The organism is Halomonas sp. SCS19 (assembly GCF_040147015.1).
Lineage (GTDB): Bacteria > Pseudomonadota > Gammaproteobacteria > Pseudomonadales > Halomonadaceae > Halomonas > Halomonas litopenaei.
The window spans coordinates 688,171-710,215 of the sequence record NZ_JAMSHN010000001.1; the positions used below are offsets into that span (position 1 = coordinate 688,171).

Below are 22,045 nucleotides of genomic sequence, written 5' to 3' on the forward strand. Positions count from 1 at the left end.
TTACTATACACTCATTGACGGATGGGCCCAGCCCGTGCCGGCCAATTCCGCTCGACAACAATCACTCGACACGAGCCGCCGCCATGCCCCATCACCTCTATAATTCCTGTTCTGATACCCCATTCGGCATAAGAGATTTCCGCCCCGTTCGAGGCAATTGCCCGCTATCAACGCGATGCGGGACGCCAGACCAGGCCCGAAGTGCGATGATCTATTCTTCAACGTTCATATTTTGATGAGGCGAAGGAACCTATGACACTCCTGATGAGCCTGGTCGGCATGGCCACCCTGATCGCCATCGCCGTCGCGTTCTCCTACAACCGCCGTGCCATTCGCCTGAGAACCGTGGGGGGCGCCTTCCTGATCCAGGCTGGTCTCGGGGCCTTCGTCCTTTACGTGCCCTTTGGCCAGAAGGTCCTCAAGACCGTATCGGACGCCGTCAGCCAGGTGGTGCTGTACGCCAACGACGGCATCGATTTCCTGTTCGGCGGCCTGGCCAACGCCGACAGCGTCGGCTTCGTGTTCGCGGTCAAGGTGCTGCCGGTCATCATCTTCTTCTCGTCGCTGACGGCGGTGCTCTACTACCTGGGCATCATGCAATGGGTCGTGCGGCTGCTCGGCGGCGCGCTGCAGAAGCTGCTCGGCACCTCACGCACCGAGTCGCTGTCCGCCACCGCCAATATCTTTGTCGGCCAGACCGAGGCGCCGCTGGTCGTGCGGCCCTTTATCGCCCGCATGACCGCCTCCCAGCTATTTGCGGTGATGTGCGGTGGCCTTGCCTCGGTGGCGGGCTCGGTGCTTGCCGGCTACGCCGCACTCGGCATCCCCATGGAATACCTGGTGGCCGCCTCCTTCATGGCGGCCCCCGGCGGCCTGCTGTTCGCCAAGCTGATCATGCCGGAGACCGATCCCGAGGCGGACAAGGCCGACCGCGTCTCCGAGGTCATCGAGGACGAGGACAAGCCGGCCAACGTGCTTGACGCTGCCGCCGGTGGCGCCTCGTCCGGCCTCAAACTGGCGGCCAACGTGGGCGCCATGCTGCTGGCCTTCATCGGCTTGATCGCCCTGCTCAACGGTATCCTCGGTGGCGTCGGTGGTTGGGTCGGATTCGAGGATCTCAGCCTCGAGCTGATCCTGGGCTGGGTGTTCTCGCCGCTGGCCTTCCTGCTCGGCGTTCCCTGGGAAGAGGCGACCCTGGCCGGGTCCTTCATCGGCCAGAAGCTGGTAGTCAACGAGTTCGTCGCCTTCATCAACCTGGCCCCCTATATCGACGGCGAGCAGCTCGTGGCCGCCACCGGCGAGGTGATGAGCGACCACACCGCCGCGGTGCTGTCCTTCGCGCTATGCGGCTTCGCCAACCTGTCCTCCATCGCCATCCTGCTCGGCGGGCTCGGCAGCATTGCCCCGAGCCGTCGTCACGACATCGCCCGCTATGGCCTCAAGGCGGTACTGGCCGGCACCCTGTCCAACCTGATGTCGGCCTGCATCGCCGGCTTCTTCATGACCCTGGGCGCCTGATCCCACGTCGCGGATCCAGCGCCCGCCCTCACATCTTCGGCCGCCCGAGGCGGCGGCCTGTCCCACTTCAGGAGCCTCCCATGTCCCCCCAGTCGACCAACCCCTCCGTGATCGCTCGCCAGGCACTGTCCTTGATGGATCTGACCAGCCTCAACGATGACGATACCGACCATGTCGTCGAGGCCCTGTGCCAGCGGGCCAAGACGCCGCTGGGCCACACTGCTGCGGTGTGCATCTATCCGCAGTTCGTGGTGCCGGCGCGGCGCGCCCTCACCGCCCACAACCTCAGCGGCCAGGTCAAGATCGCCACCGTGACCAACTTCCCCCACGGCGAAGACGATGTCATGGCAGCCGCCCGCGCTACCCGCGAAGCGGTGGCTTCCGGTGCCGACGAAGTGGACGTGGTCTTCCCCTACCGCGCCTTCATGAATGGCGATGATCAGATCGGCCAGGAACTGGTCGAGATGTGCAAGGCCGCCGCCAGCGGCCGCACCCTCAAGGTGATCCTGGAAACCGGCGAGTTGAAGGACGCCGAGCTGATCCGTCGGGCCAGCGAGCAGGCCATCGCCGGTGGTGCCGACTTCCTCAAGACGTCCACCGGCAAGGTCGCCGTCAACGCGACGCCCGAGGCCGCCCGAGTGATGCTGGAAGTCATCCGCGACGCGGACCGCCCGGTCGGCTTCAAGGCCGCCGGGGGCGTTCGCAGCGTCGAGGACGCCGCCGTCTATCTGGAGCTTGCCGCCGAGATCATGGGTGCCAACTGGGCCCGTCCCGAGACCTTCCGTTTCGGCGCCTCGGGCCTGCTCGACAACCTGCTGATGACCGCCGGTGTCGGTGTCGACGGCGGGGGCCAGTCCGGAGGCTACTGATGCTGTTGCAGGATATTCTTGCCGCCAAGCGTGACGGTCAGGCGCTGTCCAGCGAGGCCATCCGCCAATTCGTGATGGCCATCGCCGATGACAGCGCCGGTCAGGAACAGATCGGCGCCTTCGCCATGGCCACCTATCTCAACGGCATGACGCTGGATGAGACGGTGGCGCTGACCGAGGCGACCCGGGACTCCGGCAGCGTGCTGGACTACCGACAGCTGGACCTGCCGGGGCCTATCCTCGACAAGCATTCCACCGGCGGCGTGGGCGACCCGGTATCGCTGATCCTCGGCCCCTGGCTCGCCGCCTGCGGAGCCCACGTGCCGATGATCTCCGGTCGTGGTCTGGGCCACACCGGCGGCACCCTGGACAAGCTCGAGGCCATCGCCGGCTATGACGTCACTCCTCGGCGCACCACCTTCGAGCGCCTGCTCAAGGACGTCGGTGTGGCCATCGTCGGCCAGAGCGGCGATCTGGCGCCGGCGGACAAGCGCCTCTACGCGGTGCGCGACGTCACCGCCACCGTTGCCTCGTTGCCGCTGATCGTTGCCTCGATCCTCGGCAAGAAGCTCGCCGAAAACCTCGATGCCCTGGTCATGGACGTCAAGATCGGCAACGGCGCCTTCATGGCGAACGACGACGAGACCCGAACCCTGGCAGCCACCATCGCCGACGTCGCCCGACGTGCCGGCACCCCGACCACGGCGGTGCTCAGCGACATGAACCAGACCCTGGCCGAAAGCGCCGGCAACGCCATCGAGGTACGCGAGTGCCTGGCGATCATGCGCGGTGAGCGGCGCGATTCGCGGCTGTTGACGCTGACCCGCCGCCTGGCGGTGGAAGCGCTGCTGGCCGGCCGACTGGCGACGTCCAAAGAGGACGCCGAACGCCAGCTCGAGGCACGCCTGGCCAGCGGCGACGTGGCCGAGCGCTTCGAGCGCATGGTGGCAGGTCTTGGCGGACCGACCGACCTGCTGGAAAACGCAGGCGCCCTGCCCGCCCCGGCCCCGGTGATCCAGGACGTCCTGGCCGAGCATCCGGGACGGGTGGCACGTCAGGACGTCAAGGCGCTGGGCATGGCGGTGGTCGAGCTGGGCGGCGGGCGCCGCCGTGCCGGCGACGCCATCGACCATCGTGTCGGCCTGGACGCCATCGCCGCCATCGGCCAGACGGTCGACCGTCACACCCCGCTGGCGCGCATTCACGCCGCCAGCCAGGCGGACGCCGACAGACTCGCGGCACGAGTACGTGAGGCCTTCACCCTCGGCGACGAGGGCACGCCCCCGCCACTGGTGCACGAGACCTTGTGCGATCCTTCGATAACGGGAGAGACACCATGAGCCGCGCGATCGTGCTGGTGATGGATTCCTTCGGCATCGGTGCTGCCCCCGACGCCGAGCGCTTCGGCGACGCCGGCGCCGATACCCTGGGCCATATCGCCGAGGCCTGTGCCCGCGGGCAGGCCGACGACCGTGGCCGCCGCGGCCCGCTGCAACTTCCCAACCTGGCCCGCCTGGGGCTCTATCACGCCCACCGCGAGGCCACCGGCGCCAGCGCCGCAGGCATCCAGCTAGGCGAGATCGACGGCGCCTACGCCCACGCCATGGAGGTGTCCTCGGGCAAGGACACCCCGTCCGGGCACTGGGAAATCGCCGGGGTCCCGGTGCGCTTCGACTGGGGGTACTTCGAGGACAGGGAGCAGAGCTTTCCGCCGCTACTGCTCAGGGCATTGATCGAGGAGGCGGCGCTACCCGGTGTGCTGGGCAACTGCCACGCCTCAGGCACCGAGATCATCGCCCGTCTGGGTGAAGAACACTGCGCCAGCGGCAAGCCCATCGTCTACACCTCCGCCGACAGCGTCTTCCAGATCGCCGCCCATGAGGACAGCTTCGGCCTTGAGCGCCTGCTGTCATTGTGCGAGACCGCCCGGCGGCTGCTCGAGCCCTACAATATCGGTCGGGTGATCGCGCGCCCCTTCGTCGGTGACGACGCCGCGAGCTTCCAGCGCACCGGCAATCGTCGCGACTATAGCGTCGAGCCGCCCTCGCCCACGGTGCTGTCGAAGCTTCACGACGCCGGCGGCGAGGTCGTGGCGATCGGCAAGATCGCCGACATCTATGCCCACTGCGGCATCAGTCGTCTGATCAAGGCGTCGGGCCATGACGCTTTGATGGAAACGACCCTGGCGGCCATGGATGAACCGGTGGCGAGCGACACCCAGCGCCTGATCATGACCAACTTCGTCGACTTCGACATGGTCTACGGCCATCGCCGCGACGTGTCCGGCTATGCGGCGGCGCTGGAAGCCTTCGACCAACAGCTGCCGGCGCTGCTCGAACGGCTGACCGACGACGATCTGCTGGTGATCACCGCCGACCACGGCTGCGACCCCACCTGGCAAGGCAGCGACCACACCCGCGAGTTCATCCCGGTACTGGCCAGTGGCGCCGGGCTTACGGCCGGATCGCTGGGGCGTCGGCAGAGCTTCGCCGACATCGGCCAGAGCCTGGCGAGCTATTTCGGTCTTGCCCCCATGGCCGACGGTGAAAGCTTTATCGAGCGCAAACGAGCATTGGATAGACGAGGAGCTTAGATGGCTACCCCCCACATCAAGGCCGAACGTGGTGATTTCGCCGACACCGTGCTGATGCCCGGCGATCCCCTGCGCGCCAGATACATCGCCGAGACCTTTCTCGAGGATGCGCGACTGGTCAACGAGGTGCGCAACATGTACGGCTACACCGGCCGCTACAAGGGACGCGAGATCTCTGTCATGGGCCACGGCATGGGCATCCCCTCGGTATCGATCTACGCCAAGGAACTGATCACCGAATTCGGCGCCAGACGGCTGATCCGCGTGGGTTCCTGCGGCGCCGTGCGCGACGACGTCAAGGTACGTGACCTGATCATCGGCCTCGGCGGCAGCACCGACTCGGGCGTCAACCGCTCGCGCTTTCGCGGCCTCGACTTCGCCGCCATCGCCGATTTCGACCTGACCCGTGCCGCCGTGGACGCCGCCGGCGCCCAGGGCACTCCGGTCAAGGTCGGCAACATCTTCTCCGCCGACCTGTTCTATCACCCGGACCCGGCGCTGATCGACTGCCTGCGCAAGTTCGACATCGTCGGCGTCGAGATGGAGGCCGCCGGGCTCTACGGCGTCGCCGCCGAATTCGGCGCCCGCGCCCTGACCATCTGCACCGTATCGGACCATATCGTCAACGGCGACAGTCTCTCCAGCGACGAGCGCGCCACCAGCTTCGACGAGATGATGACCATCGCCCTCGAGGCCGTGCTCGAGGACGACCGCCAGCAAACCAGCCGCCAGGAGACCACCCGATGAGCGATCCAAGGACGCCAGAGACCGTCGACGCCGATATCGTCAAGGCGCTGATCGAGGTACGCGGCCGCGCCTACGTGCCCTACTCCAGCCACCCGGTGGGCGCCCTGCTGATCAGTGACTCGGGAGCCCGCTATGTCGGCGCCAACGTCGAGGTCGCCCACTACAAGGGGCTGTGCGCCGAGGCCTCGGCCATCGCCGCCATGGTCACCAGCGGCGAGACCCGGCTGAAGGAGGTCTACGTCATCGGTCCCGGCGAGCACCTGTGCACGCCCTGCGGTGACTGCCGTCAGCGCCTGCGCGAGTTCTCCTCCCCCGACACCCTGATCCGGGTGGTGGACGCGGACGGCCAACTGCTCAAGCGCTACACCATGGACGAGTTGCTGCCGGACTCCTTCGGGCCAGAAAACCTGGGCAAGGACTCCGCTTTCGTCAGCTAGGCGAGCGAATTCACTTCCTCGGAGTTGTCCGCTCTGGCGCTGCCGAATCGGCTCGATTTGCCTGGCAGATCTGCCTGAGCGCCAAACGAACTGACTCGGCAACCGGAGCGCTACTGGATGCCCTGAAACAATCTCGGATTGTAGATCCGTGCCCGGATGTCGATGAGCGAGACTTTGTCCATGTCCGGGTGCAGCGGATTCACCACCGCCACCTGATCAATACCTGCAGCAGCGGTACTTGGCACCAGCAGTATCAAGTTGCGGGCCGCCGACAGGAACGCGGTACCGAGTCGCCGCGTGTGTTCAGGAGGGGGAAACAGGTCCCAGCCATCAGGCAATTCATCGACTCCGACCTTCTCGACGGCGCTGCTTTGTACGTCATAGATGCCCAGGCGAAAATCCTTCGGGACCAATCGCGGGTCTGGAATATAGTTACCCATTTCCAGCATGGCGACGGAGGCGCTGGTACCGAAATACAGCACCGGATGGCCGGGGTCATTCCAGCGCGCTCCATCGTGATAGCTGGCACCGCGCCCGGACAGGTTGGCCAGAAAACGCTCAGGAGCGATACGGTACAGCCTCATCAACTGAAGTCGCCGTGACTGATCTTGCGCAGCACCTGTCGTACCAGTTCACGGCCAGCAAAGGTATCCAGGAGTTCGATCGGACGCGAGCCGGCGAGTGCGGGTACCTCGGCGTGTAGCCATTGATGACCGACCGCTTCGTCAGCGAACACCTCACCTACCTCGACAAACAACTTCAGCGTGTCGAGCACTTCTTCGCTTTGCGCACGCCCCAGCGCCTTGCGCTTGTAGAAGCGATGCAGATTGCCGGAGTCCGTCTCCAGCAGTCGTACAAAGAGATCGCGGTCGGCCGACAGTGCATCGATCGCCTGTTTGAGCACGCTTCCCGGCAGCCCTTGCCTGACGGTTCTGATAAAAGCGGCTGAATCGGTGTACACCTCGCGGGGCAGGTCGATCTGCGCCATCACTCCGCCACCCGCTGCACGGTCCTTTTCGAGAAGCTCCATCACGGTCTCCCGGCGCTCACTCGCTGGCACGGCGCCAGCAACGTTACTGCCTGTACGCTTCAGCATACCTCAGATCGAAGTTTTACCAACATCAATATGACCTAAGCCCAGCAAGGGTGCACCCTCGCCGACTCGCCACCGCCAGCGGAACGCGTCACCGCCAGCGGACAGCACCGGCCCGAGCCAATTCGGCCTATGCTCAATACTGTTCAGCGCGACCCCGCCCGGCTCACCACACTCGCTCGAGACGTGACATTCGCTTTGGCCGCGAGGCAGGACGAGGGGCACCCGCGCTGCATCACCTTGTGCACGTCCTCGGGGTGGCGGCCATCACGGCGCAAGCTCCTGCGTCCAAGTACCCGCCTCAATTCAAACAACAAGGTAACGGTCCATGACCACAGACTTCTCTCCCGGCGACAATATCGCCATGAAGATTCCGGCCCACGAGTACGAGGCGACCGTTGCCTTCTACCGCGAGATCCTGAAGCTCGAGGAATTGACGCCACCCGGTGTCCGGGAGACGCCGCGCTTTGCCTTCGGCGACAAGATACTGTGGCTAGATCGCGAGCCGCACTTGAGCCAGGCGGAGATCTGGCTTCAGATCGTTGCCAGCGACATCCAGGCCGCCTCGAGCTACCTCGAACAGCGTGGCTGTCAGCGCTGCGACGAGATCGAGCGCCTGCCGGAAGCATTCAACTCGTTCTGGATCACCAGCCCCTGCAATATCATCCACCTGGTGTCACCCGCCGATGACTCGCCCCCCGACGATATGACAAAGGAAAACTGAGCCGACGGTATTGCGACTGCCACCGCGCGCCAGACGCAAAAAAGGCCACCACTGGTGGCCCACAAGGTTTGCTGGACTTGCCTGAGATCGGTTCCATCAGACGTGCTGTAGCGTCTTTCGCGTGGCGAGACTGGCGGTGACGCCACGCGATTCGAAGGCTCGTTTGTCCCAAGTGGTGGCCGCGCTGATTTCAGGGATCGCTGGCTTCAGGCCACCCTTGCTTCAGGCCGCTTTGGGTTCATGAGTCCCACGACGTCAGACGCTTTGCTTCAGGCTACCTTTCCCTTGCTGAAGCGCTTTTTCAGGTAGGCGACGATGTCCATGGATTCGTACATCCAGGTCTCGCTGCCGTCTTCATTGGTGATCAGCAGACACGGCACCTGAATCTTGCCGCCGCCTTCCTTCAGCGCCTTGCGGTGCGCCGGGTTGGCGCCCGCGTCGCGGATATCCACCTCGACGCCGAGCTTGTCGAGTTCACGGCGCACAAAGGCGCAGAACGGGCAGTGGGCGAAATGGTAAAGCGCGAGATCCTTGGCAACGGTCATGGTGACGACTCCCTCGTGGGTGATACCGCTCGTTGACGATATGGTCGGTGACGTCACTCCCTTCAAGAGTCGACGACACCCGAAACAGTTGGTGCAGGCGACGGCGCGTTCCGGAGGTTCAACCTTGGCGCTGAGCCTTGGTACCAGACCTTGCCGCCGCCCGACTTGCTAGCTTGGTGTCGCCACTCGCGAGTTCCTGACAGCCTTTCCCGACTTTTCTCACCTCAGTGCATTGCATGCGGGGTACAGCACAACGCCATCAGGTTCCCGGATCGGGCGAGGCGCCGGTAGCACTGGTTTGATGGTGGGGGTCTGCCACCCCGGCCTGGCCTCGGGCGCGCCCGCTGGCATCGCGCCCCTGGTGGTCGGCCTCGCCTTCGCTGGTGGTGCCATCGAGACGCCCGCCGCCACGGCCTTCCATGCTGACGCTGAGGCGCGGCGCGCCCAGTTCGACGCCCATCTCCTCCATGCGCTGCTTGAGCAGCATGTTGAAGGCACGGGCCACGTCCCACTGCATTTCCGGCGAGGTGCGAAAGCGCATCCGCAGGATCGCGCAGCCATCCTCGAAACGATCGATACCCTGCATTTCCAGCGGTGACCAGATGTGGTGGCGCATGATCGGATCCTGGCGCAGATCCCGGGCGGTCTCCTGCATCAGGGTGGTGGCGTCGTCGATCTTCATGTCGAAGGGAATGCGGATCTTCATCAGCGCCACGCCGAACTGCCGCGACATGTTATGGATGGAGTCGATACGCGAGAAGGTCAGGATATGCACGATGCCGTCCAGGTCACGCAGGCGTACGGTCCTGAGCGTCAACCCTTCCACCGTGCCCATGTGGCCGTTGATCTCGACGAAGTCGTCCACCGCCAGGGAGTCCTCGATCAGGATGAAGATGCCGGTGATCAGGTCCTGCACCAGGGTCTGGGCGCCGAAGCCGATGGCCAGACCGATCACCCCGGCACCGGCCAGCAGCGGCGTCACGTTGACCCCCAGATTGGCCAGGCCGACGATGGAGGCGATGATCACGATGGCTGCGAAGATCACGTTGCGAATCATCGGGGTGATGGTCTGGGCCCGTGCCTGGTTGACCCGGCGCCCGCGCGAGCGCGCCGAGGAGGTCAGCGCCCGCTGGATGGCGGTATCGGCGAAGATCCACACCAGCCAGGCCAGCAATACGGTAAAGGCGATCGCCAGGATCGCCTGGCCGATGCGCACGCTGGCCACCCCTTCGCGGCCGATGCCCACCAGCGAGCCACCCCACACCTGCAGCGACAGCTCGGCGAACACCAGCCAGGCAAGCACATGCCCCAGGGTATAGGCGAAACGTTCGAGCCTGCGGCGATACTCGCTGTGGTGGCGGTGGCGACCCCGGCTGTGGTCATGACGTTCGTTCTGGCGGCGCAGCAGCGCGGTGACCACCAGCGTCAGCACCAGCAGGGCGGCGTTGATGATCGAACGGGCCAGTGCGGTACCGACATCGCCTCCGGTGACGAAGATAGCCACCAGCGAGGCTCCTACCAGCAGCAGCGCGGGAATATGCCACAGCCGACCGATCACCCGGGTGACCTCGGTGGGGCTCGAGCAATCGCTGCGGATGGTGTAGGTGCGGTTGCGAATCAGATGCTTGATCGGCCGCTTGAAGCGAACGATGAAGCGGAAGGTCAGCACCGCGGCCAGGATATTGGCCAGCACCGAGGCTAGCGAGGACAGGTCAACCCCCAGCAGGTCCACCAGACGTTCGGTCTTGAAGGCGTCGCCGAGGGCGATCAGTGCGCCGATGACGAACAGCGGACGCAGAGCCCGCTGCTGCAGCAGCTTGACCGCGGTATAGCGATGCCCGCGGGTGAACACCGAGATGACGATCTCGACCACCACCGACAGGATGCGCCCGCACAGCGCGGCGTAGGCGATCACCGATACGACGGTGCGCCCGGCGCTGCCGGGCACCAGCTGTGACACCCCCAGCACCGCCAGAAAGGCCAGCGCCCAGGGCAGCATGCGGCGCAGAAAGTGAGCCGCCAGCAGCCAAGCCTTGGGCTCTCTCGGCAGGTCCATCGGCCAGCCCCGGCGGGACCCGATCAGACGCCCCAGCGCCACCAGGATGATCACCATGCCACCCCAGATCGTCAGCAGGATGCTGAACTCCACGGCGAACTGGGCCAGCTCGCTATGGCTGGTGTCGGCGATCAGGCCATTGATATCGCGCCAGCCCTCCGCCAGCTTGGCGCGCCACTGGGCCATGGGCGACCCGGCCCCTTCGGCCTGCTCGCCAAGCTCGGTGAAGGTGTCGGCAAGCGCCCCCAGCAGTCCCTGGGAACTGGTGCCGGTTTCCGCTGCGGCCTGGCCCGCGTCGCGCAGTGACCTGAGGCTATCGAGCAACTCCTGACGGCTCTGGTCGCTTTCCAGCGTCTGGATCAGGGTATCCAGAGATCGCTGCAGCTCTTCGGAGGAGGCTTCCTGTGGGGCCTGTTCACCGCCCCCGGCCAGGGCCTCCAGCGCCAGGCCCTGGGCCGACGCCTGAACGGGCAAAATACATGCCCCAATGAGAAAGAGAAGCACAAACCATTGAAATATGTGAACTATTTTACTTCTATGCAGCAACATTCGTGCTCCCTGCCGGTGAGGACTCGGCGCCGCCGCCGATGAAAAGTGACCGCCTATGGTAGTCTGCGAAGTAACGTCCCACTAATGCCTTATCAGGATGCCGCCATGAAAGCTCAAGCGCCACCCGAGCCCACCACCGCCGACGGAGACATCCGCAAGGTGGGAGTGGAAATCGAGTTCGCCGGCCTGGACCCCATGGCCACCGCAGAGATGGTCCAGTCCCTGTTCGACGGTCGTATCGAGGTCCAGAGCGCCCACCGGATGAAGGTCAGCGACACCCAGTGGGGCGACTTCAAGATCGAACTGGACTCTCAGTACGTCCACCCCGAATCACCCGAGGACGCGGCCAAGACACCCGGCGACGACTGGGATCGCATGCGCCGCGACCTCGACCGTCGCTCTCGCGAGCTGCTTGGTGACATGGTCACCGGACTGGTCCCGACGGAGATCGTCTGCCCCCCGGTCCCCTGGGATGAGCTCGACAAGCTCGACGCGCTGTTCGACGGACTGCGCGAGCACGGCGCCAAGGGCACCGAGGCCAGCCTGATGTACGGTTTCGGTCTGCATCTGAATCCGGAGCTCCCGAGTCTCGAGGCCGAGGACATCCTGCGCTATCTGCGCGCCTACCTGCTGTCCGCCGACTGGCTGCGCGAACAGATCCGGGTCGATATCACCCGGGAGGTGCTGCCCCACGCCAATCCCTTCCACAAACGCTACTGCCTCAAGCTGTTCGACGAGGACTATGCTCCCGATATCGACCAGTTGATCGATGACTATCTGGCCGACAACGACACTCGCAACCGCGATCTGGACATGCTGCCGTTGTTCGCCCACCTGAGGCCCGACCATCCCCACGAGCTGTTTCGCAAGGAACTTGTCCAGCCGCGACCCACCTTTCACTACCGTCTGCCCAACGCTCAGCTTTCCGAAGCCGACTGGGGCGCGGTGACCGAATGGAACCGCTGGCTCGAGGTAGAACGCCTGGCCTGCGCGCCCGAGACCTTGCATGAGCGTATGGCGGAGTATCGAGCCCGTCACCTCGACAGCTCGCTGTGGCAAAAGATAAAGCACAAGCTCAAGGGAGACTCCAAGGATGGCTGAACGCCCGGTGATCGGTATTTCCACCTCCGACCACAAGAGCCTGCTGGCCTGGTGCTTCGACTGGTTCGCGGTGTGGCGCCATGGAGGCAAACCGCTCAGGCTATCGCCGTCGCGGCCACGACCGGACCGGCTCGATGGCCTGATCGTCGGCGGAGGTGATGACATCCAGGCGCATCTGTACGGCGGCGAGATGCAGCTCGACGTGCGCGTCGATCCAGAACGTGACGAACTGGAACTCGAGCTGCTGGCCCGCGAGATCCCGCGCAATACACCGGTACTCGGTATCTGCCGCGGCTCGCAACTGATCAACGTCCACCTGGGTGGCACCCTGGACAGCGACATCTACACCACCCACGAAGGGCTCAAGCGCCGGCGCACCGTGCTGCCACGCAAGACCGTGGACATCGTCGAGGGTAGCCGACTACATCAGCTGCTGCGGGTCAGCTGGTGTCGCATCAACAGCCTTCATCACCAGGCGGTGGAACACACCGGTCGCGGTGTCGATATCGTGGCACGTGACCGGGACGGCCTGGTTCAGGGGATCGAGTCCCGTGAGCACGACTTCCTGCTGGGGGTTCAGTGGCACCCGGAATTCCTGATCTTCAATCGCCCCCAGCAACGACTCATCCGCGCTCTGGTCGACGCGGCGAGAAAGCCCCACGCCGAGCGCCAGGTGCCACCGGAACCCCGCGCCGAACGTCCCACGCAAAGCGCCTCCTGAGCACGAGCCTTCGAGGGTCAATGCAGCTGCGCGAAAAAGCCCGCCAATCGGCGGGCTTTTCCATGTGGCAACAACATCGTGGCAACGACGTCGCTGACGCGACCCGGCCGGATCAGGCCAGCTTGGCGTCCAGGCTGATCTCGGCGTTCAACAGCTTGGAGATCGGGCAGCCGGCCTTGGCCTTTTCGGCGGCCTCCTGGAACACCGACTCGTCGGCGCCGGGGATGCTGGCGCGAGTGGTCAGATGCACCTTGGTCACGGCGAAGCCACCGTCGACCTCATCGAGGGTCACCTCGGCGCTGGTGTCGATGCTGTCGGCTTCAAGGTCGGACTCGCCCAGAATCATCGACAGTGCCATGGAATAGCAGCTGGCGTGGGCCGCACCGATCAGCTCTTCCGGATTGGTCCCGGCCTGGCCTTCGAAGCGCTGCTTGAAGTCATAGGGAACATCGCTGAGCGCGTCGCTGTTGGTGGACACAACGCCCTTGCCCTGCTTGAGACTGCCCTTCCACTGCGCGGATGCGGTGTTGGTGATACTCATGACGACTCCTTCCAGTTGAGATACACGGGCTGGTAAACACACTACGGTGGCGCCTCTTCCTGAGGCGCTCGCCCCGCCACCTCCCATCGATGGGCGGTACCTGCGGGGCCAATCATCCCTGGCGGGACAACTGATGACTTCACCATGCATCTTGTACCGAGGTCTGTCCAGCCTCGTCTTGCGCGCCGACGGTCATGGCTGCGATAGTCGATCGCATCTCTGGAAAACTATTCCGCAAAGGTGTGCGACATGACGACTGCCAAGGTTCTGCTGGAAACCGGAAGCACCGCCGAGGCCCTGCCTGCCCTGGGCCAGGGCACCTGGTACATGGGTGAAGGGCGTGCGCCCCGGCGACAGGAAATCGCCGCCCTGCAACGTGGGCTGGAGCGAGGTCTGCGGCTGATCGACAGCGCCGAAATGTACGGCGACGGTGCCGCCGAACGCCTGGTCGGCGAGGCCATCCAGGGTCGCCGCGACCAGGCGTTTGTGGTCTCCAAGGTCTACCCCTGGAACGCCGGTCGCGACAGCGCCATCGCCGCCTGCGAAGCGAGTCTTGAGCGCCTGGGCACCGATTACCTGGATCTGTACCTGCTGCACTGGCCGGGGAGCATCCCGCTGGACGAAACGCTGGAGGCCTTCGATCGCCTGGTCGCTGCCGGCAAGATTCGTCGCTTCGGTGTGTCGAACTTCGACGTGGACGATATGCAGACGCTGGCTCGCCTGCCCGGTGGCGGCGACTGCGCGGTCAACCAGGTCCTCTACCATCTGGCGTCGCGGGGAATCGAGGTCGCCCTGAGGCCATGGCAACGCCGGCAACGGATGCCGCTGATGGCTTACTGTCCGCTGGCCCAGGCCGGCGCCGTCGGCGCAGATCCCCTGGCCGACCCGCAACTTGGTGAGCTCGCCGCGGACCTCGGCCTGACCCCGGCGCAACTGCTGCTGGCCTGGGCCATCCGACCGGTCGAGGGCCAGCACGAAGTCATCGCGATTCCCAAGGCCGCCTCCCCCGAGCACGTCGACGACAACGCCAGGGCGCTGGAGGTAACCCTGGACGAGGCAACACTTGCGCGACTCGACGCCCTGTATCCGGCGCCCCAGCGCAAGGTGCCGCTGGATATCGTCTAGCCGGGCCGGGCTCGACGAGACACGGGAGTTCGCCTTCGACTCAGCGAAAGCGTGCTTTCAACTCGGCCAGTTGCTCGGCCAGACTGTCGCTGCCGATCTCCCTCAACCTTTCGATATTACGCTCGGGGATAGCCTCGGGGTCGGGATAGTGGGCCAGCGCCCTTTCCAGACCCTCTTCACGCAGCAGATGCCAGACCGGCCAGGGAGAACGATTGGTGAAGTTGGCCGGATCATCATCCTCCACGCCGTCGAAGACATAGTCAGGGTGGAAGCTCGCCAGCTGGAAGACGCCCTCGTAGCCACGGTCGGCGAGCAATGCCTCGGCCATGGCCAGGGCGTCGAGATAGTCGTCGAAGTCGGCAAGCCCTCGGGTGAACACCAGCAGACTGGTCTCCACCTCGGGTGTCGTCTCGAGGTGGTGGCAGGCCTCCATCAGCGCCACCAGGGCGTCCTCGAGCCTGCGTCCGTCGACCTCGATATAGCGAATCGATCCGCGTGTGACCTCACGCCCGGCGAAGGGGCAGACGTTGAGGCCAACCACGAATTCCTCGACCCAGGCTGCGGTGGCCGCAACGCCGGGTGATACCTCTGTGTCGGACATGGCGAGTTCTCGGATGCTTGAGTGAAGGCCGGCTCAGCGCCGTGACGCCAGCCTGTCGGCCAGCCTTGTGGGTTCGGGCAACTTGTAGCGGCCGAGGCAGGCCACCGCCCAGGCCCTGGCCGAATCCACCGACAGCCGGTGGCCCGGCGACACGAACACCGGCTTGACGCCGGCGCGCGAGCGTAGCACGACCCCGATGCGCTCGTCGCCGTCCATCAGGTCGGTACTTTCCGCACGCCCATCGGGGACCTCGCCATGGCGCCCGGTCAGGCGTTTCTTGGCCACGCCCAGGGTGGGCAGATCCAGCCACAGTCCAAGGTGCGCCGCCACCCCGAGGCGCCGGGGATGGGCGATGCCGTGGCCATCCACCATGACCAGATCCACGCGGCTGTCGAGTCGTTCGAAGGCCGCCAGGGCCGCCGGTATCTCACGAAAGGACAGGAGCCCCGGCACGTAGGGCATGCGCGTCGGCTGACGCGCCACCACCTGCTCGATCGGCGCAAGCCCCGGCCAGGACAGCACCACCACCGCGGCGCGGGTGGTGTCGCCTCCATCTTCGAAGCCGATATCCACTCCGGCAATGTGTTCCACTTCACCGAGGGCGTCCTCGCGTATCAGGCGTCCTGCCAGGGTACGCTGCAAGGCGATGGCCTCCTTCGGTGCCAGGTCCCAGTCGTGCAGCGCAGTCTCTCGTGTCCTGGGGTGCTGGGTCATGTCACCTCCCTGTTGATGACCTGCGGTGGCTGAAGACACCACCCGCTCGCGGTAGACTACGCGCCAGTCACGGGGATCAACAAGCTGCCGGCCGCAGGGCCTGGCGCTCCATCAGGGAGGACGGATGAGGATCATCCACACCGCAGACTGGCATCTGGGCCAGAGCTTTCACGGCCAGGAACGTCACGAGGAACATCGCGCCTTCCTCGACTGGCTGGTCGACATCCTAGCCGAACGCCAGGTGGACGCGCTGCTGGTCGCCGGCGACGTCTTCGATGTGGTCAATCCGTCGCTGCGCGCCCAGGAGCTGCTCTATGACTTTATCGTCAGGGTCCACCAGCGCTGTCCCGACCTGACCATTGCGCTGATCGCCGGCAATCACGACAGCGGCAGCCGCATCGAGCTGCCCGCCCCGCTGATGCAGCACCTGCGCACCCATGCCCTTGGCCGGGTGCGCTTCGTCGATGACGGCGCGCTGGACAGCGATCGCCTGCTGGTGCCCTTGCGCGATGCCCAGGGTGAGGTCCGCGCCTGGTGCCTGGCGCTGCCCTTCCTGCGTCCGGCGGAGATCACCGGTCGTGGCCGGCAGAGCAGACAAGCGGCGGACGCAGCAGAAGAAGAGACGAACGCCGGCGACGACTATGTGGCCAGCGTCGAGCGGGTCCATCGCGAACTGATCGCGGCGGCCCGGGAAAAGCGCGAGCCTGGCCAGGCGCTGATCGCCATGAGCCACGCCCACCTGCGTGGCGCCACCGTCTCCGAGGCCAGCGAACGCCCTATCGTCATCGGCGGCGAGGAATCGCTGTCGGCCTCGCTGTTTCCCGACGACATCGACTACGTCGCCCTGGGGCACCTGCACCGCGCCCAGCGGGTCGGCGACGAACGCATACGCTACAGCGGCAGCCCGCTGCCGCTGGACTTCAGCGAGGTCGACTACCCCCATCAGGTGCTGATGGCGGACTTCGCCGATGGCGCCCTTGCCCATGTCGAGCCCATCAGCGTGCCGCGGGCGGTGGCCATGCGTCGCCTCGGCCCTGCCCCGCTGGAAGAGATCCTGGGCGCGATCGAGGCGCTGCCGGCCCGCGACGGGGCAGGCCCGGTCGAGCGCTGGGACTGGCTCGAGATCAACGTGCGCCTGGACGCCCCGATGCCGGAGTTGCGCTCACGCATCGAGCAGGCGCTGGGCGACCGGGCGGTACGCCTGCTGCGACTGAAGCGCGAGCTGCCGGTCACTGAGTCACAGGCACCCGGACGTGGCGAGCGCCTCGAGGACATCGGACCCCGTGAGCTGTTTTCGCGCACCTGGAAAGAGCGCTGGGGCGAGGCGCCGGACGACAGCGTGATCGCCGACTTCGACTGGCTGTGCCAGCGCGTCCAGGACGCGGATGCCGAAGACCAGAGCGCGGATGCGCAAGTCCAGCACACCACCGAAGGGGGCACGCAGCCATGAAGATTCTCGCCCTGCGCCTGTCCCAACTGGCCTCCCTGCCCGGTCCAGTCGAGCTGGACTTTACCGCGGTGCCACTGGCCGATGCCGGCCTGTTCGCCATCACCGGCCCCACCGGCGCCGGCAAGAGCACCCTGCTCGACGCCCTGTGTCTGGCGCTGTTCGGCAATACGCCCAGGCTTCGCCACGCCCCGGGGCGCGACTCCCATCTGGAGGACCTGGACGGCTCGCGGATCGCCACCGCCGACCCCCGCAGCCTGCTGAGGCGCGGCGCCGCCAGCGGCTACGCCGAGGTCGACTTCATCGGCCGCGACGCTCGCCGTTACCGCGCGCGATGGGCCGTGCGGCGCGCCCGGGACAAAGCCGACGGCAAGCTGCAGGCGGTGGAGCAATCGTTGACCGACCTGGACGACGAACGCCTGTTGACCGCCCAGAAGCGCGAATTCGCCGAGCTGATCCCCGAGCGCCTGGGGCTATCGTTCGAGCAGTTCACCCGCGCCGTGCTGCTGGCCCAGAGCGAGTTCGCGGCCTTTCTCAAGGCCGACGACAACGCCCGCTCGGACCTGCTCGAGAAGCTCACCAATACCCAGGAATACTCGCGCATCTCGGTCGAAAGCTACGCCCGGGCCAAGGAGGCCCGCGACGCGGTGGCCCGCCAGCAGGCGCTGCTCGCCGAGGACGCGCCCAGCGACGACAGCGCACGCCAGGCCATGGAGCAGGAACTCGCCGAGGCCGGATGCGAGCTGGACACCTGCCAGCGACAGATGAAGGCGCTGGACGAAGAGGCCCAGTGGCTCGCCCAGGACGCCCAGTGGCGCCAGCGCTGCGAACAAGCCGACGCCAGCCTGGTCGAGGCAGAGGCCCGATGGGAGGCACTGAGCGAGCAGCGCCGTGAGTGCGAGATGCTCGAGCGCGTCGCACCCTGGCGCCCCCAGTTGCTGCGCCAGCGTAGCCTTTCTCGACAGTTGCCGGACCAGCGCCAGCAGCTCGATGAAGCCAAGTCAGCCCTGGCCCAGGCACGCACCGCCCTGGAACAACAGCACCAGCAAACCAGCCGTCGCCGCCAGACCCTGGAGGACAGCGAGCAGGCGCTCGAGCAGGCCCGGCCCGCCATCGCCCAGGCCCGTGAAATTGCCAGCGAACTCAAGGGCCGCGAGCAACAGCATCGACAGCTGGAGGACGAACACCAGAAGCGCAAGCGCCAGCGCGAGGATCTCGACGGGCAGCAGCGAGCCCTGGCAGAGCGCCATCGCCGCCATCTGGAGCAGCGCGACGCCGCCACCCGCACCCTGTCAAGCCATCTTGGCCAGCATCAGCAGGTCGCAACGGCCAGGGCCGAGGCCCAGCAACACCTCGAGGACGCCGGCCATCGCCTGCTGGCGCTGTCCGAACTGGAGCAGCGCTGGCGTCTGCTGCGCCAGCTCGATGAGCAGCAGCGCCGGCTCGACGCCGAGCGCCGCCGCGACAGCGCACAGCGCGACGAACTGCTGGACCAAGGCAAGCAGGCGCGGGCGCGCCTGGACCACGCCTCGGCGGAGCACGAGCAGCTCACGCGCTTTATCCAGCGCGCCCGCGCCACCCGAAGCGACAGCGTCGCCGACATGCGCGCCACCCTGGAACCGGACACCGCCTGTCCGGTGTGCGGCAGTCACGAGCACCCCTGGCGCGACTCGCCCCCCGCCACCCAGGAGGCCACCCAGCTCGCCGCCCAGATCGCACTGGAGGATGATCAGCTTGCCGAGTCCGAAAGCCGACTCGGCGAGCTGCGCGAGCAGCGTGACGCCCTGTTCGGGCGCTTTCAGGCGCTGAAGGCCAGCGTCGAACAGGCCGAGACCAGCCTGCTCGCGCTTGAACCTCGAAGGAACGAGGCCCAGGCCGGTCTCGAAGAAGCCCAGGCCGGGCTCGACGACCCGGCGCTCGCCGAGCAGTGGCGCGCCCTCGACGCTGAGGCCCGCCAAGCCTGGCTCACCGAGCACAGCGACAAGGCCCGCCAGCGCCAGCAACAGGCTCGCGAGCGCCTCCAGGCACTGGACGACGCCGAGCGCCAGCTGGCCCCGCTGGCAGAGGCCATCGAAGACGACGAGCGAGAGCGTCAGGCGCTTGCCTTGCGCGCTGCCAACTTCGACGAGGAACTCAAGCGACTCGACGATCAGCGTCCCGAACTGACCCGCAGCATCGACGAGCACAGACGACGTCTGGCCGAGGCGCTCGGCGATGACCGCTCGGCGGATGCCTGGCTCGAGCGTCTCGAAGCCCAGGTCCGCCAGGCACGTCAGGACCATGAGCAGGCCCGCCAGGCCCATGACCAGGCCCAGCGTCAGGTGCTGAGCCTGACCCAGAGGATCGAGCACGAGGGCAAGGCGCTCTCGGTGCTGGAGGACGAAAAGACCCGCCTGGACGCCGAACTGGAACGCTGGCGCAGCGAGCACCCGGACATCACCGATGGCGACCTGGAGCGGCTGCTCGACCAAGCCGACGATGCGCTCAAGGCCCTGCGCGCCCGGCTGGACGGCGCCCGCGAGGCCTGCCAGACCGCCCGCACCAGTCGCGACGAGCGTCGCCAGGGCTGGCGCGCCTGGCGCGCCCGCCATCTGCCGGAGCAGGACCCGCAGACACTGCTCGACGAGGCCACCCAACGCCAGCTGGATGCACGCCAGGCCGACCTCGACGCCAGACGTGAGGCCAACCGGCCGCGGCTGGAGGCCGCCCAGCAACGCCGCGATGGCGCCCTGCACGCCGTGCGCGACGATGATCGACGCCGGCAGCGCCAACGTGACGGCCTCGAGGCTCTGGAAAGGGCCAGGGCCGAGCATCATCGCTGGGGCCGCATCGCCGAGCTGATCGGCGCCGCCGACGGCAAGACCTTCCGGCGCATCGCCCAGGCCTGGAACCTGGAGCGCCTGATCGACGAGGCCAATGTCCACCTGGCGGGCCTCAGCCGGCGCTACCGTCTGGTGAGAGGGGGCAGCCCGCTGGGGCTCCTGGTGATCGATCAGGACGTCGCCGACGAGCGTCGCTCGGTGCACTCGCTATCCGGCGGCGAGACCTTTCTGGTGTCACTGGCCATGGCGCTCGGGCTCGCTTCGCTGGCCTCGGGGGAGCTGGCCATCGAGTCGCTGTTCATCGACGAAGGCTTCGGCAGCCTCGACCCCCAGTCGCTGGCGCTGGCGATGGACGCCCTCGACGGCCTCCAGGCCCAGGGCCGACGGGTCGGGGTCATCTCCCACGTCCAGGAGATGCATGAGCGCATTCCGGTGCAGATCCAGGTGCATCCCGCCGGCAATGGCGAGAGTCGGGTCGCGCTGTCCGACTGAACCCCGTCCGCCCCGCACGTCGCGGTTGGGCGACCTAGTCTTGATCGACCCGGGAGAGCGACGCGCTCGGGCGGTACCCCGGGGCGATACGCTGGGGCGCGTCGCCTGGCCATGGTACATTGACGCTCCTTGTGACCTCAGTCGACGGAGCCTTCATGACCGCACACGACCTGCTCAAGACTCTGGTGGGCTTTGCCACCGTGTCTCGGGATTCCAACCTGGAATTGATCGCCTTCGTCGAAGAGTGGCTCGACCGCTACGGCGTCGATCACTGGCGGGTCGAGAGCGACGACGGTTCCAGGGCCAACCTGCTGGCGCGCATCGGCCCGGCGGTAGAGGGTGGTGTGGTGCTCTCGGGCCATACCGACGTGGTGCCGGTGGTGGGCCAGCCCTGGACCAGCGATCCCTTCACCCTGACCGCCGGCGAGGGCGACAATGCCGGGCGCCTGTACGGTCGCGGCACCTGTGACATGAAAGGCTTCATCGCCTGCGCCCTGGCCGAGGTACCGCGCTGGAGCGAACTGGAGCTTGAGGTGCCGATCTGGCTGGCGCTGTCCTACGACGAGGAAATCGGCTGCGTCGGCGCCCCGCGCATGATCGAGACGCTGATGGCCGAACACCCCCGCCCTGCCGCCGTGGTGGTCGGCGAGCCGACCCTGATGGAGCCGGTGGTGGCCCACAAGGGGGCCAGCAACTTCCGCACCACGGTGATCGGACGCGAAGCCCACTCGAGCCAGGTGTATCAAGGGGTCTCGGCGATCCACGTCGCCGCTCGCCTGGTCACCCGCATCGAGGACGTGATGGCGGAGCTCAAGGAAGAGGGTCGGGTCGACGAGGCCTTCAGCGTGATCCACTCGAGCCTGCACGTGGGCAAGATCGAGGGTGGCACCGCCATCAACATCATGGCCAGGCGCTGCAGCTTCGAATGGGAAATTCGCCACCTGCCCACCGATGACGCCAAGGAGCTGCTGGCCCGGGTCGAGGCCACCGCCCGCGAACTCGAAGCCCGCATGCGCCAGCGCGCCCCCGAGGCCTCGATCACCACCGAGGCGCTCAACACCACCGTGCCGGCCCTGGCCGATCGTGACAACAGCGAGGCGCTGGGCCTGTGCCGCGAACTGCTCGGCGACGGCGCCGACGGTGCCGCCGTGGCCTACGCCACCGAGGCCGGTCAGTTCCAGCTCGCCGGCCTGCCCACGGTGATCTGCGGCCCCGGCAGCATCAGCCAGGCCCACCAGCCCGACGAATACATCGAGCGCGAACAGCTCGACGCCGGCAGCCGCTTCATGGTCGCCCTCGGTGATCGCCTCACGCGCGGCTGAATCTACACCTGCAAGCGCCCCTGGATTC

At 66.4% G+C, this 22,045-nt stretch carries 20 protein-coding genes; 13 read left to right on the forward strand and 7 right to left on the reverse strand.

Annotation, left to right across the window (positions count from 1 at the left end; translation table 11 throughout):
- The first annotated feature begins 252 nt into the window (after positions 1 to 252).
- The 6 genes from NFH97_RS02770 (at position 253) to cdd (ending at position 6,164) form a co-directional block, all read left to right on the forward strand.
- A complete protein-coding gene (locus tag NFH97_RS02770; RefSeq protein ID WP_349624398.1) occupies positions 253 to 1,518 on the forward strand; it encodes a NupC/NupG family nucleoside CNT transporter in 1,266 nt (421 codons plus the stop codon).
- An 80-nt stretch (positions 1,519 to 1,598) separates the two neighbouring features.
- Positions 1,599 to 2,387 (forward strand): deoxyribose-phosphate aldolase, encoded by a 789-nt coding sequence (deoC, locus tag NFH97_RS02775; RefSeq protein WP_108131547.1) that lies wholly within the window; start codon positions 1,599 to 1,601, stop codon positions 2,385 to 2,387.
- Positions 2,387 to 3,727 carry a thymidine phosphorylase gene (gene deoA / locus NFH97_RS02780; protein ID WP_045991918.1) on the forward strand — a complete coding sequence of 447 codons (1,341 nt, stop codon included), beginning with the start codon at positions 2,387 to 2,389 and terminating at the stop codon, positions 3,725 to 3,727. The genes deoC and deoA overlap by 1 nt, the downstream gene beginning before the upstream one ends.
- A complete protein-coding gene (locus NFH97_RS02785; RefSeq protein ID WP_349624399.1) occupies positions 3,724 to 4,980 on the forward strand; it encodes a phosphopentomutase in 1,257 nt (418 codons plus the stop codon). Before deoA ends, NFH97_RS02785 begins: the two co-directional genes overlap by 4 nt.
- The gene (gene deoD, locus NFH97_RS02790; protein ID WP_045991916.1) at positions 4,981 to 5,727 is read left to right on the forward strand and encodes a purine-nucleoside phosphorylase; all 747 of its coding nucleotides are present in this window, start codon (positions 4,981 to 4,983) and stop codon (positions 5,725 to 5,727) included.
- Complete coding sequence (gene cdd / locus NFH97_RS02795; RefSeq protein ID WP_222515422.1) at positions 5,724 to 6,164, forward strand: cytidine deaminase; 441 nt, start codon at positions 5,724 to 5,726, stop codon at positions 6,162 to 6,164. Before deoD ends, cdd begins: the two co-directional genes overlap by 4 nt.
- A gap of 110 nt (positions 6,165 to 6,274) precedes the next feature.
- Here cdd and NFH97_RS02800 read toward each other — a convergent pair whose 3' ends face one another.
- Both NFH97_RS02800 and NFH97_RS02805 read right to left on the reverse strand, forming a co-directional pair.
- Positions 6,275 to 6,748: an RES family NAD+ phosphorylase gene (locus tag NFH97_RS02800; protein ID WP_108131542.1), complete on the reverse strand. Its 474-nt coding sequence runs from the start codon at positions 6,746 to 6,748 to the stop codon at positions 6,275 to 6,277.
- Positions 6,748 to 7,194 carry an Xre family toxin-antitoxin system antitoxin gene (locus tag NFH97_RS02805; RefSeq protein WP_045991913.1) on the reverse strand — a complete coding sequence of 149 codons (447 nt, stop codon included), beginning with the start codon at positions 7,192 to 7,194 and terminating at the stop codon, positions 6,748 to 6,750. The genes NFH97_RS02800 and NFH97_RS02805 overlap by 1 nt, the downstream gene beginning before the upstream one ends.
- Before the next feature lie 391 nt (positions 7,195 to 7,585).
- On the opposite strand from NFH97_RS02805, the gene NFH97_RS02810 reads away from it, so the two are divergent.
- Positions 7,586 to 7,981 carry a VOC family protein gene (locus tag NFH97_RS02810; protein WP_349624400.1) on the forward strand — a complete coding sequence of 132 codons (396 nt, stop codon included), beginning with the start codon at positions 7,586 to 7,588 and terminating at the stop codon, positions 7,979 to 7,981.
- A gap of 269 nt (positions 7,982 to 8,250) precedes the next feature.
- On the opposite strand, the gene NFH97_RS02815 is transcribed toward NFH97_RS02810, so the two are convergent.
- Complete coding sequence (locus tag NFH97_RS02815; RefSeq protein ID WP_052704282.1) at positions 8,251 to 8,526, reverse strand: glutaredoxin family protein; 276 nt, start codon at positions 8,524 to 8,526, stop codon at positions 8,251 to 8,253.
- Between the two features lie 259 nt (positions 8,527 to 8,785).
- On the reverse strand, positions 8,786 to 11,131 hold the full coding sequence (locus NFH97_RS02820; RefSeq protein WP_502878687.1) for a mechanosensitive ion channel domain-containing protein: 2,346 nt from the start codon (positions 11,129 to 11,131) through the stop codon (positions 8,786 to 8,788).
- A gap of 105 nt (positions 11,132 to 11,236) precedes the next feature.
- Between NFH97_RS02820 and NFH97_RS02825 the strand changes: the two genes are divergently transcribed.
- Together NFH97_RS02825 and NFH97_RS02830 are read left to right on the forward strand one after the other, a co-directional pair.
- Positions 11,237 to 12,232: an amidoligase family protein gene (locus tag NFH97_RS02825; protein WP_108131539.1), complete on the forward strand. Its 996-nt coding sequence runs from the start codon at positions 11,237 to 11,239 to the stop codon at positions 12,230 to 12,232.
- On the forward strand, positions 12,225 to 12,953 hold the full coding sequence (locus tag NFH97_RS02830) for a gamma-glutamyl-gamma-aminobutyrate hydrolase family protein (protein WP_045991909.1): 729 nt from the start codon (positions 12,225 to 12,227) through the stop codon (positions 12,951 to 12,953). Before NFH97_RS02825 ends, NFH97_RS02830 begins: the two co-directional genes overlap by 8 nt.
- A 112-nt stretch (positions 12,954 to 13,065) precedes the next feature.
- On the opposite strand, the gene NFH97_RS02835 is transcribed toward NFH97_RS02830, so the two are convergent.
- The gene (locus NFH97_RS02835) at positions 13,066 to 13,494 is read right to left on the reverse strand and encodes an OsmC family protein (protein WP_045991908.1); all 429 of its coding nucleotides are present in this window, start codon (positions 13,492 to 13,494) and stop codon (positions 13,066 to 13,068) included.
- Between the two features lie 249 nt (positions 13,495 to 13,743).
- Here NFH97_RS02835 and NFH97_RS02840 point away from each other — a divergent pair, with 249 nt between their 5' ends.
- Positions 13,744 to 14,619, forward strand: coding sequence for an aldo/keto reductase (locus NFH97_RS02840; RefSeq protein WP_253555650.1), 876 nt, complete (start codon positions 13,744 to 13,746; stop codon positions 14,617 to 14,619).
- A 40-nt stretch (positions 14,620 to 14,659) separates the two neighbouring features.
- On the opposite strand, the gene NFH97_RS02845 is transcribed toward NFH97_RS02840, so the two are convergent.
- On the reverse strand, positions 14,660 to 15,220 hold the full coding sequence (locus NFH97_RS02845; protein ID WP_222515428.1) for a DUF1415 domain-containing protein: 561 nt from the start codon (positions 15,218 to 15,220) through the stop codon (positions 14,660 to 14,662).
- 33 nt (positions 15,221 to 15,253) lie between these two features.
- Entirely contained in the window at positions 15,254 to 15,934 is a 681-nt protein-coding gene (gene nfi, locus NFH97_RS02850) for a deoxyribonuclease V (RefSeq protein ID WP_349624401.1), read from the reverse strand.
- A 124-nt stretch (positions 15,935 to 16,058) separates the two neighbouring features.
- Here nfi and NFH97_RS02855 point away from each other — a divergent pair, with 124 nt between their 5' ends.
- The 3 genes from NFH97_RS02855 (at position 16,059) to argE (ending at position 22,017) form a co-directional block, all read left to right on the forward strand.
- Positions 16,059 to 17,384, forward strand: coding sequence for an exonuclease SbcCD subunit D C-terminal domain-containing protein (locus NFH97_RS02855; RefSeq protein WP_349624402.1), 1,326 nt, complete (start codon positions 16,059 to 16,061; stop codon positions 17,382 to 17,384).
- Complete coding sequence (locus NFH97_RS02860) at positions 17,381 to 20,695, forward strand: AAA family ATPase (protein WP_349624403.1); 3,315 nt, start codon at positions 17,381 to 17,383, stop codon at positions 20,693 to 20,695. The genes NFH97_RS02855 and NFH97_RS02860 overlap by 4 nt, the downstream gene beginning before the upstream one ends.
- A gap of 155 nt (positions 20,696 to 20,850) precedes the next feature.
- Positions 20,851 to 22,017: an acetylornithine deacetylase gene (argE, locus tag NFH97_RS02865; protein ID WP_349624404.1), complete on the forward strand. Its 1,167-nt coding sequence runs from the start codon at positions 20,851 to 20,853 to the stop codon at positions 22,015 to 22,017.
- The last annotated feature ends 28 nt before the right edge of the window (positions 22,018 to 22,045 follow it).